This is a genomic window from Sinorhizobium kostiense (assembly GCF_017874595.1).
Classification (GTDB): Bacteria; Pseudomonadota; Alphaproteobacteria; order Rhizobiales; family Rhizobiaceae; genus Sinorhizobium; species Sinorhizobium kostiense.
Genome location: NZ_JAGILA010000007.1, coordinates 24,828 through 39,380, shown reverse-complemented (window position 1 = coordinate 39,380; position 14,553 = coordinate 24,828). Strand labels below are relative to the sequence as shown.

At 62.3% G+C, this 14,553-nt stretch carries 16 protein-coding genes; 6 read left to right on the top strand and 10 right to left on the bottom strand.

All coding sequences use genetic code 11. The features are described 5' to 3' along the window. Positions 1-6 precede the first annotated feature (6 nt). The 6 genes from coxB to J2Z31_RS21755 all read left to right on the top strand — a co-directional run bounded on the left by coxB (position 7) and on the right by J2Z31_RS21755 (position 5,175). Positions 7-1,014 carry a cytochrome c oxidase subunit II gene (gene coxB, locus J2Z31_RS21780; protein ID WP_209604561.1) on the top strand — a complete coding sequence of 336 codons (1,008 nt, stop codon included), beginning with the start codon at positions 7-9 and terminating at the stop codon, positions 1,012-1,014. Further along, the gene (gene ctaD / locus J2Z31_RS21775) at positions 1,011-2,933 is read left to right on the top strand and encodes a cytochrome c oxidase subunit I (protein WP_209604559.1); all 1,923 of its coding nucleotides are present in this window, start codon (positions 1,011-1,013) and stop codon (positions 2,931-2,933) included. The genes coxB and ctaD overlap by 4 nt, the downstream gene beginning before the upstream one ends. After that, positions 2,934-3,530: a cytochrome c oxidase subunit 3 gene (locus J2Z31_RS21770; RefSeq protein WP_209604557.1), complete on the top strand. Its 597-nt coding sequence runs from the start codon at positions 2,934-2,936 to the stop codon at positions 3,528-3,530. Continuing rightward, positions 3,527-3,877 carry a hypothetical protein gene (locus tag J2Z31_RS21765; protein WP_209604555.1) on the top strand — a complete coding sequence of 117 codons (351 nt, stop codon included), beginning with the start codon at positions 3,527-3,529 and terminating at the stop codon, positions 3,875-3,877. Before J2Z31_RS21770 ends, J2Z31_RS21765 begins: the two co-directional genes overlap by 4 nt. After that, positions 3,874-4,776 carry a cytochrome c oxidase assembly protein gene (locus J2Z31_RS21760; protein ID WP_209604553.1) on the top strand — a complete coding sequence of 301 codons (903 nt, stop codon included), beginning with the start codon at positions 3,874-3,876 and terminating at the stop codon, positions 4,774-4,776. Before J2Z31_RS21765 ends, J2Z31_RS21760 begins: the two co-directional genes overlap by 4 nt. 84 nt (positions 4,777-4,860) lie before the next feature. Beyond that, a complete protein-coding gene (locus J2Z31_RS21755; RefSeq protein ID WP_234939580.1) occupies positions 4,861-5,175 on the top strand; it encodes a c-type cytochrome in 315 nt (104 codons plus the stop codon). Between the two features lie 32 nt (positions 5,176-5,207). Here J2Z31_RS21755 and J2Z31_RS21750 read toward each other — a convergent pair whose 3' ends face one another. The 10 genes from J2Z31_RS21750 to J2Z31_RS21705 all read right to left on the bottom strand — a co-directional run bounded on the left by J2Z31_RS21750 (position 5,208) and on the right by J2Z31_RS21705 (position 14,529). Then, positions 5,208-5,999: a class I SAM-dependent methyltransferase gene (locus J2Z31_RS21750; RefSeq protein ID WP_209604551.1), complete on the bottom strand. Its 792-nt coding sequence runs from the start codon at positions 5,997-5,999 to the stop codon at positions 5,208-5,210. Positions 6,000-6,089: 90 nt separating this feature from the next. Continuing rightward, a complete protein-coding gene (lipA, locus tag J2Z31_RS21745) occupies positions 6,090-7,058 on the bottom strand; it encodes a lipoyl synthase (protein WP_209604549.1) in 969 nt (322 codons plus the stop codon). A 131-nt stretch (positions 7,059-7,189) separates the two neighbouring features. Then, positions 7,190-7,441: a GlsB/YeaQ/YmgE family stress response membrane protein gene (locus J2Z31_RS21740; RefSeq protein ID WP_209604547.1), complete on the bottom strand. Its 252-nt coding sequence runs from the start codon at positions 7,439-7,441 to the stop codon at positions 7,190-7,192. A 75-nt stretch (positions 7,442-7,516) separates the two neighbouring features. Then, positions 7,517-8,962, bottom strand: a complete 1,446-nt coding sequence (lpdA, locus tag J2Z31_RS21735; protein ID WP_209604545.1) for a dihydrolipoyl dehydrogenase — start codon at positions 8,960-8,962, stop codon at positions 7,517-7,519. Between the two features lie 18 nt (positions 8,963-8,980). Continuing rightward, positions 8,981-9,562, bottom strand: a complete 582-nt coding sequence (locus J2Z31_RS21730) for a GNAT family N-acetyltransferase (RefSeq protein WP_209604543.1) — start codon at positions 9,560-9,562, stop codon at positions 8,981-8,983. Between the two features lie 2 nt (positions 9,563-9,564). Further along, complete coding sequence (locus tag J2Z31_RS21725) at positions 9,565-10,206, bottom strand: SGNH/GDSL hydrolase family protein (RefSeq protein ID WP_209604541.1); 642 nt, start codon at positions 10,204-10,206, stop codon at positions 9,565-9,567. 55 nt (positions 10,207-10,261) lie between these two features. Then, positions 10,262-11,614: a pyruvate dehydrogenase complex dihydrolipoamide acetyltransferase gene (locus tag J2Z31_RS21720; RefSeq protein WP_209604539.1), complete on the bottom strand. Its 1,353-nt coding sequence runs from the start codon at positions 11,612-11,614 to the stop codon at positions 10,262-10,264. A gap of 14 nt (positions 11,615-11,628) precedes the next feature. After that, complete coding sequence (locus J2Z31_RS21715) at positions 11,629-13,008, bottom strand: pyruvate dehydrogenase complex E1 component subunit beta (protein ID WP_209604537.1); 1,380 nt, start codon at positions 13,006-13,008, stop codon at positions 11,629-11,631. Positions 13,009-13,025: 17 nt separating this feature from the next. Continuing rightward, a complete protein-coding gene (gene pdhA / locus J2Z31_RS21710) occupies positions 13,026-14,072 on the bottom strand; it encodes a pyruvate dehydrogenase (acetyl-transferring) E1 component subunit alpha (RefSeq protein WP_209604535.1) in 1,047 nt (348 codons plus the stop codon). A 136-nt stretch (positions 14,073-14,208) separates the two neighbouring features. Continuing rightward, complete coding sequence (locus J2Z31_RS21705) at positions 14,209-14,529, bottom strand: FtsB family cell division protein (protein ID WP_209604533.1); 321 nt, start codon at positions 14,527-14,529, stop codon at positions 14,209-14,211. Between the last annotated feature and the right edge of the window lie 24 nt (positions 14,530-14,553).

Genomic DNA, 14,553 nt, shown 5'->3' with positions numbered 1-14,553 from the left:
GCTGAGATGCGCTGCTGCCGCCCGGCCCTGCTCACACCTCCGCTCCTCCTCCTCACCGCTTGCTCGGGCTGGCAATCCTCGCTCGATCCCCAGGGGCCGCAGGCGGATCTCCTCGCAGGCTTGTTCTGGGTGTTCACCGCGGTGCTCTCGGCGGTCTGGCTCCTCACAATGACGGCGCTGGTCGTCGCGCTTCTCCGCCGGCACCCTGCGCGAACGGAGCCTCTCGAGCTCAACACGCGACCCGAGCGAGGCATGGCGCGAACAGTCGGTGCCGCAGCCGCGCTCACCCTTGTCGTCGTCGTCGCGCTGACGGTGGTGAGCTACGGGGCGCAGCGCGCGCTGTTTTCGGGTGGCGAGGCCCCTCTGACCCTGAAGGTAAAGGGCCATCAATGGTGGTGGGAGGTGACCTACGAGGATCCCGGGCCTTCGCGGCAGTTTACCACCGCCAACGAAATCCATGTTCCCGTCGGCCAGCCGGTGCACGTCAAGCTGGAGTCCGCAGACGTCATCCACTCGTTCTGGGTACCGAACCTCGCAGGCAAGATGGATGCCATACCCGGTCGCGAGAACCGGCTCGTCATCCAGGCGTCGAAGGAAGGCGTGTTCCGTGGTCAATGCACAGAATTTTGCGGCTGGCAGCACGCGCATATGGCCATCACGGTCGTCGCGCATAGTCTCGAGGACTTCGAACGCTGGCGCGAGAGCCAGATCAGTGCGGCCGAACCACCCGATGATCCTGTCCGTAAACGCGGAATGCAGATCTTCCTGAGCAGACCCTGCGTGATGTGTCACCAGATCCGCGGCACGCCGGCCGCGGGGAAGGTCGCGCCCGACCTGACCCACATCGGCAGCCGTCTCCACATCGCCGCCGGCACCCTGCCCAACGGCCGCGGCAACCTCGCTGCCTGGATCGTCGACCCGCAGGGCATCAAGCCCGGCGCGCACATGCCTCTCATCAAACTGAACGCCGAGGAAGTCGAGCCGCTGGCGCGCTATCTGGAGGGCCTGAAGTGAGCGAGACGGCGCTCCGACCACACGAGAACAAGGAAACGCTCGATACCGATGTCACCGACGGCGAGCTGCCGGCGCGGCTTGCCGCCACGTGGGGTACGGCCGGCGGACTCATAGGAGCTCTGTCCACCGTTGATCACAAGCTCATCGGCCGGCGTTACATCGTCACTGGTTTCTTCTTTCTTGTTCTCGGCGGGCTCGCGGCGGTCGCGATGCGTCTGCAGCTGGCGCGGCCTGAGAATTCGCTGATCGGGCCGGATCTCTACAATCAGATCTTCACCATGCACGGGACGACGATGATGTTCCTCTTCGGCGTGCCGATCGGAGAGGCAATCGCCGTCTATCTCGTGCCGCTGATGGTTGGTACGCGCAACATCGCCTTCCCGAGGCTCAACGCCTTCTCCTACTACGTCTATCTCTTCGGCGGACTGATGATCTGGATCGCTTTCGCACTCAATGTCGGTGCGGATAATGGCTGGTTCTCTTACGTCCCGCTTGCCGGCCCGGAGTTTTCCCCCGGCAAGAGAGCCGACTTCTGGGCGCAGATGGTCACCTTTACCGAGGTCGCGGCGCTCGCCGTCGCCGTCGAGATCGTCGTCACGGTGCTGAAGCTCAGGGCGCCGGGCATGACGCTCGACCGTATCCCGCTTTTTGTCTGGGCGATGTTCGTCAATGCGTTCCTTATCATTTTCGCAATGCCCGCAGTGATGCTGGCCTCGTCCCTGCTCATTCTCGATCGCCTGCTGGATACCCATTTCTTCAATCAGGCCGAAGGAGGCGATCCGCTGCTCTGGCAACACCTCTTCTGGTTTTTCGGCCACCCGGAGGTTTATATCATCTTCCTCCCGGGCACCGCATTCGTCTCCGCCATCATCGCGACCTTCGCCCGCCGTCCGGTGTTCGGCTATCCCGCGATCGTGCTCTCGCTGATCGCCACCGGCTTCCTCTCCTTCGGGCTGTGGGTGCATCACATGTTCACCACCGGCCTGCCGCAGCTCGGTGCAACTTTCTTCACCGCTTCGAGCATGATGATTGCGATCCCAACCGGCATTCAGATCTTCTGCTGGATCGCAACGCTATGGGATGGCCGGCCGGTCTATCGCACCCCGCTCCTATTCGTGCTCGGATTCTTCTTCATCTTCGTCGCGGGTGGGCTATCCGGTATCATGCTTGCCTCCGTACCGATCGACACCCAAGTCCACGATACATATTTCGTGGTCGCCCACTTTCACTATGTGCTGATCGGCGGCGCGGTTTTCCCGCTGCTGGGCGCGATCTACTACTGGTTTCCCAAGTTCACCGGCCGGATGATGAGCGAACGGCTCGGTCGCTGGCATTTCTGGTTGGCGATCATCGGCTTCAACGTCGCCTTCTTCCCGATGCACCTGGCCGGCCTCAGGGGCATGCCCCGCCGGGTCTACACCTATCCCGCCGAGATGGGCTGGGACGGTCTCAACCTTGTCTCTACCCTTGGCGCGACGCTGTTCGTCGCAAGCTTTCTCCTCTTCCTTTTCAACGTCGCCGCCAGTCTGCGCGACGGCGAAATTGCCGGCGACAATCCATGGGACGCCTCAAGCCTCGAGTGGGCCACCGCTTCGCCGCCACCACCGCACAACTTCGATCGCATTCCGTTTGTAACCAGCCGCGAACCGCTCTGGGCAGAACGCCAGGCGCTGCCCGTGGTCAGCGGGCTTGCCGTCGACAAGCGGGAAGTGGTCATCACCACCGCCACGCGGGCACTGCCCGATCTCAAGGAGAGTTCCCCCGATCCGACGATCTGGCCGTTCGTCTCCGCGATCGCCGTTGGAGCGGTCTTCATCGGCAGCATCTTCACACCATGGGCGGTCGCCTGGGGCGCCCCCCTCGCTGCTTTTGTCATCATCGCCTGGTTCTGGCCGAAGAGCATAGAGGAGGACAAGTAGATGGACCACCGCGTCGTCCGCGATCTCTCGGACCTGCCGAACTACGCATTCGGTCCGCGCATGACGATGTGGTGGGGCACGCTCGCCTTCTGCGTGCTGGAAGGCACGGGCTTCGCCCTCGCGCTCGGCGGGTATCTATATCTTGCTTTCCTCAATCGGGACTGGCCTCTCGGACCGCCTCCACCCCTGTTCTGGTCGGGCCTTTTCACACTCGTGTCACTGGCGAGCCTCGTACCCAATTACCTGGTGGAGGCTGCTGCGCGCGAAGAGAACCTGTTCAAGGTCCGCATCCTTCTCGTCATAATGAGCGGCATCGGCGTGCTGCTCGCGGGCCTGCGCTTCATGGAGTTCGCCGTGCTCCCCGTGCGCTGGGACTTCAATGCCTATGGCTCGCTGCTCTGGACCATTCTCGGCCTTCACGCGGTCCATCTCGTCACCGATGTCGTCGACACCGTCGTGGTGACGGTGCTGATGTTCACCCGACACGGCTTCGGCAGGCGCTTCAGCGATGTCGAGGACAATGCCTTCTACTGGTATTTCGTCGTCATCTCCTGGTTGCCGACCTATGTCGTCCTTTATTGGGTGTCACAGCTATGATCGCAAGATTCATCGATCATGGACTTCCCTCCGCCGGTCTTTACGTCAGCCCAGCCGCCTGGCTGCTCAGCACTCAACTCAACTACATGCTGCCGGGGCTCACCTGCAGCACCGGCCTGCCCCTGGTGCTGATAGCCGGACTTCTGCTGGCACTCGTCAGCGCCCTCTCCGGAGCGCTGTCCTGGCGGGCCTGGTCGGCGCGTGGCCGGCCGGAGCTGTTCGGGCAAGTCGAAAACCGACCGCACGGCTTCCTGGCGCTGATCGGGAGCGCGACTTCGGCGCTCTTCACGACCGCGATCCTGCTGCATGCGACAGCCAATCTCTTCCTCACCGGGTGCGAGCGATGAGGATCACCCTCACCGCCGTGTTCACGATCGTCGCCTACGACGCTGAGGCGCACGACCCGGCCCTAGGGTCCGAGGTCTCCTGGGCCTTCTTCTTTGCGGCGCTGCCACTAGCCCTGGCGGCCCTGGCCTATGGCCTTGGTATGTCTCGACTCTGGGCGGCATCCGGACTGGGTCGAACCATCCATCTGGGACGGGCCGCGTGCTTTGCTGCCGGTTGGCTTTCCTTGGCGGTCGCAATGGTCTCGCCGCTGGAAAGGCTCGCGACGGAACTGTTCATCGCCCACATGATCGAACACCAAATCCTAATCGTGGTCGCTGCGCCGCTCCTCGTCCTGTCGCGACCGCTCGCACCCCTCCTATGGGCGCTGCCCCACAGGGCTCGGCTGACCGCCGGCAAGGCGCTAAGGAGCAGCATCGTTCTGACGCCCTTCCGCAAGGCTGCCAGCCCGTTTTCCGCGACTGTGCTCCATGCAATAGCCCTGTGGCTCTGGCACGCGCCGGGCTTGTACGAGGCTGCATTGCTCGAGCAACCGGTGCATTGGTTACAGCACCTCAGCTTCCTTTTTACCGCGCTCCTGTTCTGGTGGGCACTGCTCTTCGGGGTCGGACGGGAGGCCTACGGCGTGTCCATCTTCTGTCTTTTTGCGACCACGCTTCATTCCGGCTTCCTCGGCATCCTGCTTTCCCTCTCGCGCACGCCGCTCTATCCCGCGCAGGGCCATGCCGCGGCAGAATGGGGCCTGTCGCCGCTTGAGGATCAACAACTTGCCGGCCTGATCATGTGGGTGCCGGGCGGCATGATCTATCTTGTGGCAGCCCTTGCCCTTGCCGCCCTCTGGATCGGTGGATCCAGCGCCTCCCTCGACGAGAAAGATCGCCATGGCTTCCCTACCCGCTGATGGCCGCACACGCAGGCTGCTATTCGTGTCGCGACAGCGATACTGGCAAGTCTCATCTATGGCGGCTACCGCTGGAAGGCTGTTTTGGAACGCCGATCAGCGGCGATTGCTCTCACCGGCGGCGATCCGGCGCAGGCCCCTCCACTGCTGACGCGTTACGGCTGCCGTGGCTGCCATATCGTTCCCGGCGTACCAGGGGCCGACAGGCGCGTCGGCCCTCCGCTCGGCGGTATCGGCGATCGCGTCTACATCGCTGGCGTTCTCCCCAACTCACCCGAAAACCTCATCCGCTGGATAGAGCACCCACACGATGTCGATCCGCAAACGGCTATGCCGGAGACCGGCATTTCCGCAGCCGAAGCCCGCCACGTCGCCGCTTACCTCTATTCGTTAGAGTGAACTTTGAGCCACCGCTGCCGGTAACTCGACCATCAAGGTACCGGCCTTCGCAAGCGAACGTGGAGAAACATCGGCACCACACGCGTGTCTGCCACCGCAGGATGGCGTCGAGCCGTCTCCGGCGATGCCATCGGCTCGCGGAGTTCCTCTATTTGGAAATCGGTGCCAATGATCATCGACATCCAGGTGCTGAGCGTCCGATGAAACCGCGGGACGCGAAACGGAGCGACATTCTCTCGCTCGTCGGCCGGTATCGACGAAAACAGCCATGTCTCGACGCGCCCATCGGTCTCGTCGAAATAATTCGCGACTTCAACGGCCCGGCAATCCCCTTTCTCGTCCCGAATGGTCTTGCGGTGCGGCGGCACGAAACAAGGGTGGAGAATGGAGAACTGAAAGAAACCGCCTTCGCGGAGCACACGGCGCACCCCCTTTAGGACACGATCCTGGTCGGGCATGTCCATCAATGACATGAAAGCGGTCACGAAATCGAACTCACCGTCATCGAATGGCAAATCTCCTCCATCGCCAAGCAGATAATCGATCCCACGAGGATCATTCGCCTCCTGTTCCCGAGCATGGCGGATGAAGGTCGGCGCGATATCAATAGCGCTCATCCGCGCCCCGAGGTCGGCCAGACGACGGGTGTTGGTCCCTTCGCCGCAGCCGAGATCGAGCCCGCGCAAGCCGCTGATCGGCGGAAGCATATCGAGAAAAGCGGGGGTATTCAGCGCGTCGCGATAGATGTCGTAGCCAGCGCGCGAGAACCTCGTCCAATTCTCGGCATTCGCTTCCCAGCAGGCACCAACCTCGGCAGGTTGCATCGAAGCCTCCCTCGAGTGATCACATCCGAAGGTTGCGGTTTACAATCTTATACTTGATGCAGCAAGCGACCAGCCGTCGTAGCCGCCAAATTACTCCGCCGCCGCCAGCCTCTTCTCCCGCGCCTCTTTCAGCCGGGCGAAATCCTCGCCGGCGTGGTGCGACGAGCGGGTGAGCGGGCTCGACGAGACCATCAGGAAGCCCTTGGTATAGGCAACGGTCTCGTAGGACTTGAACTCGTCCGGGGTGACGAATTTCTCGACCTTATGGTGCTTGCGGGTCGGCTGGAGGTATTGGCCGATCGTGAGGAAATCGACGTCGGCGGTGCGCAGATCATCCATCAGTTGCAAGACCTCGTTCCGCTCCTCGCCGAGGCCGACCATGATCCCGGATTTGGTGAACATCGACGGGTCGAGTTCCTTCACCCGCTGCAGGAGCCGGATCGAATGGAAGTAGCGCGCACCCGGCCGTACGGTCAGATAGTTGGAGGCGACGGTTTCGAGATTGTGGTTGAAGACATCCGGCTTGGCGGCAACGACCCGCTCCAACGCGCCAGGCTTTCTCAGGAAGTCGGGCGTCAGGATTTCGATCGTCGTCGTGGGCGACGCCTCGCGGATTGCGAAGATCACCTTCTCGAAATGCTCGGCGCCACCGTCATCGAGATCGTCGCGATCGACCGAGGTGATGACGACATGGCTCAGGCCCATCTGCTTGACCGCTTTTCCGACATTGGCCGGTTCATCCGGATCGAGCGCGTTCGGCTTGCCGGTCGCGACATTGCAGAAGGCGCAGGCGCGCGTACAGATCTCGCCCATGATCATGAAGGTGGCGTGCTTCTTGTCCCAGCATTCGCCGATGTTCGGGCAGCCGGCTTCTTCGCAGACGGTGACGAGCTTGTTGCCCTTCACGATCGAACGCGTCTCCATATAGCCCTTCGAGGTCGGCGCTTTGACGCGGATCCAGTCCGGTTTGCGGAGCACCTCCGTGTCCGGCCTGTGCGCCTTTTCCGGATGCCGAACCCGCTCAGCCCGATCCGAGACCGCATCGAAAACCGTTACCATCTGTCTTCCTTTATCGTGTCCCGCAAGCGCCTGGCCGTTCGCACGTGGCCGCCTTTATAGCGAGCTGAACGTAAAAAGTCAGGCCACCATTTGCATGGCAGCCTGACCGCAAGTGAATGGCGACTGACTTGCTAACCTCTGACGGCGCGCCCCGCCGCGATCAACAAGCAGGCGCCGATGAAGCCGATGATCAAATAGGCAACCCATCCGGTATAGGCCATACCGAAGGCGGCCAGGATGAAGTTCAGCACCAGGGCGCCGATGATGCCGAGGACGATATTCGCGATCAGCCCCATCCGGCTGTGCATGAATTGCTCGGCCAGCCAGCCGGCAAGTCCGCCGATGATGATTGCGGCCAGAAGGCCCACTCCGTTCAGGCTCATGACGACCTCCACGCATTGGCGATGTCTCGCAAGCAATGCGTGAGGAGATGGAAAGTTCCGGCCGCGGGCTCGACATCAGGCGTTCAACACCTTGCCATAGGCGTCGAGCACGCTCTCCTTCATCATTTCGGAAAGCGTCGGATGCGGGAACACCGTGTGCATCAGTTCCTCTTCCGTCGTCTCCAGATTCATGGCGACCACGAAGCCCTGGATGAGCTCGGTTACTTCCGCGCCGACCATATGGGCGCCCAGGAGCTCGCCGGTCTTCTTGTCGAAGATGGTCTTGATCAGGCCCTGGTCCTCGCCCAGCGCGATCGCCTTGCCATTTGCGCCGAAGCTGTAGCGGCCGACGCGGATGTCGCGGCCGAGTTCCTTGGCCTTCGCCTCGGTGAGACCGACGGAGGCGACCTGCGGGTCGCAATAGGTGCAGCCCGGGATCTTGCCCTTGTCGAGCGCATGGACGCCCGGAACACCGGCGATCTTCTCGACGCAGATGACGCCCTCGTGCTCGGCCTTGTGCGCCAGCATCGGCGGTCCGGCGACATCGCCGATCGCATAGATGCCGGCGACAGTGGTCTTGCCGTAGCCATCGGTGACGATGCAGCCGCGGCTGGTCTCGACCCCCAGCGCCTCGAGCCCGAGGTTTTCGATATTGCCCTGGACGCCGATGGCGGAAATCAGGCGGTCCGCCTTGATCTCAGTCACCTTGCCGTCCTTCGTCTCAACATGGGCGGTGACGTCGTTGGCACCCTTTTCGACCTTAGTGACCTTGGCGTCGGTAAAGATCTTCAGCCCACGCTTCTCGAGCTGCTTGCGGGCAAGGGCGGAGATCTCCGCGTCCTCGACCGGCATGATCTGCGGCAGGAGCTCGATGACGGTAACGTCGACGCCCATCGAACGGTAGAAGCTTGCAAACTCGATGCCGATCGCGCCGGAGCCCATGACGACCATCGTCTTCGGCATTTCTTCCGGCTTCATCGCCTCGAAATAGGTCCAGATCAGCTTGCCATCCGGCTCGATGCCGGGCAGCGCCCGCGGCCGGGCGCCGGTCGCGATGATAATGTGCTTGGCCGTGTAGGTGCCCTCGCCCTTGACGCCCTTCGGAACCGGGTTCTGTGGCTGAACCGCCGGTTTCGACGGCGCTGCGACGACGACTTCGCCGGGCTTTGAAAGCTTTGCCTCGCCCCAGATAACGTCGATCTTGTTCTTCTTCATGAGGAAGGCAACGCCGCCATTCAGCCGGGCGGATACCGCTCGCGAGCGGGCGACAACGTCCTTGACATTGGCGGTTATCCTGCCCTCGAGCGTCAGCCCGTAATTCTTGGCGTGGTTGGCATGGTCGAGAATTTCGGCCGAGCGCAGCAACGCCTTGGTCGGGATACAGCCCCAGTTGAGGCAGATGCCGCCGAGGTGCTCGCGCTCGACGATCGCCGTCTTCAAGCCCAGTTGCGCCGAGCGGATGGCGGTGACGTAGCCCCCCGGGCCCGAACCGATAACGATGACGTCGTAATTCTCAGCCATGTGTTTCCTACCTTTGTTTCAAGCGACCTTACGGGTGAACAGCACCCAGTCATGTTTTCTCATGTCCTCGAAAAGCGGAACGGCTTCTGCACGCGCCACCTCCTCGAAGCCATTCATCCTGTAGAGTGCCTGGGCCTTGTCATTATGGCTTTCGGTAATCAGGCTGACCGGCGCCGAGCCGGCGCGACCAAATTCATGTTCCAACAAAGCGCGACCGATCCCCTTGCCGCGATGGGGCCTGTAGACGCCGAGGCTGTCGATGTACCAGTGACCGACAAGCTCCCTCTGCAGCAAAAGCAAGGGCACGAGCACTGGATGCTTCGCTTCCAGATCGCGGATCGATGCATCGAGCCGGTACGACACCGAAACGCCGACGATCTCGCCCTCGACGACGGCGACCACCGAGTCTCGCCACGTCCCCAGTCCGGTATCCTGCCGCAATCGATCGCGGCCGTGCTCGAAGGCGGTTTCCGCCGACTTGCTCAACACACCTCCGTACCAGAGCCAGGAGGCAAAACCATGCGAAGCGATATCGATCAGGATCGCAAGCTCCGCCGCCTCGCTTTTCGCCGCAGGTCTCAGGATCGCTGGAGCCGCCATCTTCAGAGCCCGAGCATCATCCGCACGACCGGCTCCAGCCCACGGCCGATCGCCCGGGTGTTGTCGGCGTCGAGATGGACGCCGTCGAGCGGCGTCGTCCGGGCGACGGAACCCGCGTCGAAGAAACCGCAATCGAGCTCGTCGGCAAGGTCGCGATATAGCGAAGCCAGCATCGCCGATTCCTCGACGCCGCCGGCAAACATCGCGGCAAAGTCGCTGTCGGCCGTTTCGCAAAGCGGCGGCGGCGAGACGATCAGGATTTCCGGTCCCTCTTCCGTCTCCGTCGGCCAATCGTGATGCCGGACGAGTTTGACCAGACGCTCGATGCCTTTTGCGGCACCGAAAGCTGTACCGTGGATCACCGGCTTCATGTCGTTCGAGCCGAGCATGAAGACAACAAGATCGAGCGGTGCGTGGCTGTGGAGAACGGTCGGGAGCACGCGGGCGCCGTTACGGTCGCAATCCGCAAGATGATCGTCATAGGCGGTTGTGCGGCCGTTCAACCCTTCCGCGATAACGTTGACGTCCGGACCGAGGGCTTGCTGCAGCACGCTCGGCCAGCGATTTTCGAGCGCGTGTCGGCCGGCATCGGCTGCGTCATAGCCCCAGGTCAGACTGTCACCATAGCAAAGGACTGTCTTCATCTGCCTACTCGCTTGTCAGGGGAGAAGGACCGGCTGGACGCCGGTCCGGATCGCGTCAGACCAGCATGCCCATCGGATTTTCGATGTAGCGCTTGAAGGCGGCGAGCAGTTCGGCGCCGAGCGCGCCATCGACGCAGCGATGGTCGGTGGAAAGCGTCACGGTCATCATGTTGGCGATGACCATCTCCTTGTTCCTGACGACGACGCGCTCCTCGCCGGCGCCGACGGCGAGAATCGTCGCGTGCGGCGGGTTGACGACGGCGGCGAAGTTCTTGACGCCCATCATGCCCATGTTGGAAACCGCCGTGGTACCGCCCTGGTACTCTTCCGGCTTCAGCTTGCGCTCCTTGGCGCGCTTGCCGAAATCCTTCATCTCGTTGGAGATGGCAGACAGGCTCTTCAACTCCGCCCTGCGGATGATCGGCGTGATCAGGCCGCCCGGGATCGAAACGGCAACGCCGACATCGGCATGCTTGTGCTTGACCATGTTCGCATCGGTCCAGGAGACGTTCGCGTCCGGAACGTCTCGAAGCGCCAGCGCCAGGGCCTTGATCACCATGTCGTTGACCGAGAGCTTGTAGACGGGCTTGCCGTCCTTCTCAGGGGCAGCGGCATTGAGCTGAGCGCGAAGTGCCAGCAATGCATCCAGCTCGCAATCGACCGAAACATAAAAATGCGGGATCGTCTGCTTCGATTCCTGCAGGCGCTTGGCGATCGTCTTGCGCATGCCGTCATGCGGAACGAGCTCGTAGGAGCCCGGTTCGAAGAGCTTGAGGACGGCGTCCTCCGACATGCCCTTGGCAAGCGCCGGGGCCGGTGCCGCGGCTGGAGCAGGGGCAGCAGGCTTTGCGACACCTCCGGCAGCGGCAGCCTCGACGTCCTTCTTGACGACGCGGCCGTAGGGGCCGGATCCGGCGATCGCAGTGAGATCGATGCCTGCTTCCCTTGCGAGACGGCGGGCGAGCGGCGAGGAGAAGATGCGCTTCCCATCAGTGGCCGCCGTCCGTGCCGGTGCTGCGGCCGGCGCCGGTGCAGCCGCCTTGGACGCAGGTGCTGCTGCAGGCGCGGGCGCATTGGCGCTCGTGGCGGGAGCCGCTTCCGCCTTGGCGGCGGATGCCGGGGCGGCGGCACCGTTGCCGCCCTTGGCGGCGGTGGAGACATCCTCGCCCTCTTCTGCGAGGACGGCGATCAGCGCGTTGACCTTGACGCCCTCGGTACCGGCCGGAACGACGATCTTGGCAACCGTGCCCTCATCGACGGCTTCGACTTCCATCGTCGCCTTATCGGTCTCGATCTCGGCGATGACGTCGCCGGACTTGACCTTGTCGCCTTCCTTGACCAGCCACTTGGCGAGATTGCCTTCTTCCATCGTTGGAGACAGGGCCGGCATGGTGATGTTGATTGGCATCGAACGACCCCCTCTTATTTGTAGCAGACGGCTTTCACCGCCTCGACGATTTCGGCGACGTTCGGCAAGGCGAGCTTCTCGAGATTGGCCGCATAGGGCATCGGCACATCCTTTCCGGCGATCGTCAGCACCGGCGCATCGAGATAGTCGAAGGCCTGCTGCATGACGCGGGTGGCGATCTCGGTACCGACGGAAGACTGCGGATAGCCTTCCTCGACCGTAACCAGTCGGCCGGTTTTCTTGACGGATTCGATGACCGTCGGAAGGTCCATCGGACGGATGGTGCGAAGGTCGATGAGTTCGACGTCGATGCCCTGTGCCTCGAGCTCGGCGGCCGCCTTCACCGCATAGGTCATGCCGATCCCGAAGGAGACGATGGTCGCATCCTTGCCGACGCGGTGGATGCGGGCCTTGCCAATCGGCAACACGAAATCGTCGAGCTTCGGCACTTCGAAGGACTGGCCGTAGAGGATCTCGTTCTCGAGGAAGATCACCGGGTTCGGGTCGCGGATGGCTGCCTTGAGGAGGCCCTTGGCGTCGGCCGCCGTATAGGGCATGACCACCTTTAGGCCCGGAATTTGGCTGTACCAGGCGGCATAGCACTGCGAGTGTTGCGCGGCGACGCGCGCGGCGGCGCCGTTCGGGCCGCGGAAGACGATCGGCGCGCCCATCTGGCCGCCGGACATATAGAGCGTCTTGGCGGCGGAGTTGATGATCTGGTCGATCGCCTGCATGGCGAAGTTGAAGGTCATGAACTCGACGATCGGGCGCAGCCCGGTCATCGCCGCACCCACGCCGACGCCGGCGAAACCATGCTCGGTGATCGGCGTATCGACGACGCGGCGCGGTCCGAATTCCTGCAGCAGGCCCTGCGTGACCTTGTAGGCGCCCTGGTATTCGGCAACTTCCTCGCCCATGACGAAGACGTCGTCATTGGCGCGCATTTCTTCAGCCATCGCGTCGCGAAGCGCCTCGCGCACGGTCTGAGTGACCATTTCGGTTCCGGCAGGAATTGCCGGATCGGCGGGAATTTCCGCCTTCGGCTGCGCCGCGACGGGCGTCGGCGCCGCAGGCGTTTCGGCAGGAGCGGGCTTCGGCGCTTCCGCTTTCGGCGCCTCGGCCTTGGCCGTAGCAATGTCACCGGCACCCTCGCCGTCCTGCAGCAGCACGGCGATCGGTGTATTGACCTTGACGCCCTCCGTACCGGCGGCAATCAGCAGCTTACCGATCGTGCCTTCATCGACCGCTTCGACTTCCATCGTCGCCTTGTCGGTCTCAATCTCGGCGATGACGTCGCCGGAGGACACCTTGTCCCCCTCGTTCTTCAGCCATTTCGAGAGCGTGCCTTCCTCCATGGTCGGGGAAAGCGCGGGCATAAGGATTTCTACTGGCATATTGGTCCCTCCCCGGATCAAAGCAGGATGTCGGTGTAAAGCTCGGACGGATCCGGCTCCGGATCAGACTGGGCAAAATCGGCACTGTCGGCCACGATATCGCGGACCTCCTTGTCGATCTGCTTCAGCTCATCTTCGTTCGCCCAGCCCTTCTCCATCAGGCGGGCCCTCACCTGCTCGATCGGATCATGCTCCGAACGCATCTTCTGCACTTCGTCCTTCGAGCGATACTTCGCCGGATCGGACATGGAGTGCCCGCGGTAACGATAGGTCAACATTTCGAGAATGATCGGCCCCTTGCCGGAGCGGCCATGTTCAACAGCCTCATCCGCCGCCGCCTTGACGGCACGCACGTCCATGCCGTCGACCTGATAGCCGGGAATGCCGAAAGAAGCGCCGCGCTGGGAGAAATCCGTCTGGGCCGAGGCACGCGACACGGATGTTCCCATCGCATAGCGATTGTTCTCGACGATGTAGATCACCGGCAGCTTCCAGAGCGCGGCCATGTTGAAGCTTTCGTAGACCTGGCCCTGGTTGGCGGCGCCATCGCCGAAGTAGGTGAGACTTACATTATCGTTAGCGCGGTACCTGTTGGCAAAGGCGAGTCCCGTGCCGAGAGAAACCTGGGCACCGACGATGCCGTGGCCGCCGTAAAAATGCTTCTCCTTGGAGAACATGTGCATCGAGCCGCCCTTCCCCTTGGAAAGGCCGCCACGACGCCCGGTGAGTTCCGCCATCACGCCGCGGGCGCTCATGCCGCAGGCGAGCATGTGGCCATGATCGCGGTAACCGGTAATGACCTGGTCGCCCTCTTTCAGCGCCATCTGCATGCCGACGACGACGGCCTCCTGGCCGATATAGAGGTGACAGAAGCCGCCGATGAAGCCCATGCCGTAGAGCTGGCCGGCCTTTTCCTCGAAACGCCGGATCAGCAGCATTTCGCGGTAGGCCTTTAGATCGTCTTCCTTGGAGAATTCGGCGATGGTGCCGCCGGTGAAGTCCTTCCTGGACGGCTTGCCGACGGTCTTGCGGCTGGAAACGGACGCGGATTTTCGCGGTGCCATTCGTTCCTCCCAATGGTTAGCCTTTGGCGGCTACCATAGGCAAAGAAGCGCGACACAGCAATGCCATATTTGCATGGCTCGCATTCAGCGGAAGCTGTTGATTTTATTTAGCAAATTTTAATTAACCAGTTTTAGGTTAATTGCTCGGATGATGAAAAATGACAATCTCATCGCTTCGCGACATGTTGAGCGCGAGCCGAGCCTTCTCATCCAGCATGTCCCTTTCCAGCGACCCGTCACTCATCAGTTCGACCTCCTTTTCCAGGATTTGTCGCATCCGAGTGAGCGCATCGAGCCGCTGCTGCCGTTCGGCGATCTGGCGATCAAACTCCTCCGCCGCCTTCAGACCGTAACCGCCATGGATGGAATGATATCCGAAGTAGGAAAGAAAGGCGACCGCCATCAGCGGCACTACCAGCCGCCCCAGCCTGCGCTTCTTGTGATGCCGTGTCCACATCGCTTCATGTCCTGCTACGCAATA

Excerpts from the sequence above, each read along its gene's own strand:
- J2Z31_RS21760 (WP_209604553.1), top strand. The coding sequence starts at position 3,874 with ATGAGGATCACCCTCACCGCCGTGTTCACGATCGTCGCCTACGACGCT.
- lipA (WP_209604549.1), bottom strand. The coding sequence starts at position 7,058 with ATGGTAACGGTTTTCGATGCGGTCTCGGATCGGGCTGAGCGGGTTCGG.
- J2Z31_RS21715 (WP_209604537.1), bottom strand. The coding sequence starts at position 13,008 with ATGCCAGTAGAAATCCTTATGCCCGCGCTTTCCCCGACCATGGAGGAA.
- J2Z31_RS21720 (WP_209604539.1), bottom strand. The coding sequence starts at position 11,614 with ATGCCAATCAACATCACCATGCCGGCCCTGTCTCCAACGATGGAAGAA.
- pdhA (WP_209604535.1), bottom strand. The coding sequence starts at position 14,072 with ATGGCACCGCGAAAATCCGCGTCCGTTTCCAGCCGCAAGACCGTCGGC.
- J2Z31_RS21740 (WP_209604547.1), bottom strand. The coding sequence starts at position 7,441 with ATGAGCCTGAACGGAGTGGGCCTTCTGGCCGCAATCATCATCGGCGGA.
- coxB (WP_209604561.1), top strand. The coding sequence starts at position 7 with ATGCGCTGCTGCCGCCCGGCCCTGCTCACACCTCCGCTCCTCCTCCTC.
- J2Z31_RS21730 (WP_209604543.1), bottom strand. The coding sequence starts at position 9,562 with ATGGCGGCTCCAGCGATCCTGAGACCTGCGGCGAAAAGCGAGGCGGCG.
- J2Z31_RS21765 (WP_209604555.1), top strand. The coding sequence starts at position 3,527 with ATGATCGCAAGATTCATCGATCATGGACTTCCCTCCGCCGGTCTTTAC.
- J2Z31_RS21750 (WP_209604551.1), bottom strand. The coding sequence starts at position 5,999 with ATGCAACCTGCCGAGGTTGGTGCCTGCTGGGAAGCGAATGCCGAGAAT.
- lpdA (WP_209604545.1), bottom strand. The coding sequence starts at position 8,962 with ATGGCTGAGAATTACGACGTCATCGTTATCGGTTCGGGCCCGGGGGGC.
- J2Z31_RS21705 (WP_209604533.1), bottom strand. The coding sequence starts at position 14,529 with ATGTGGACACGGCATCACAAGAAGCGCAGGCTGGGGCGGCTGGTAGTG.
- J2Z31_RS21770 (WP_209604557.1), top strand. The coding sequence starts at position 2,934 with ATGGACCACCGCGTCGTCCGCGATCTCTCGGACCTGCCGAACTACGCA.
- J2Z31_RS21725 (WP_209604541.1), bottom strand. The coding sequence starts at position 10,206 with ATGAAGACAGTCCTTTGCTATGGTGACAGTCTGACCTGGGGCTATGAC.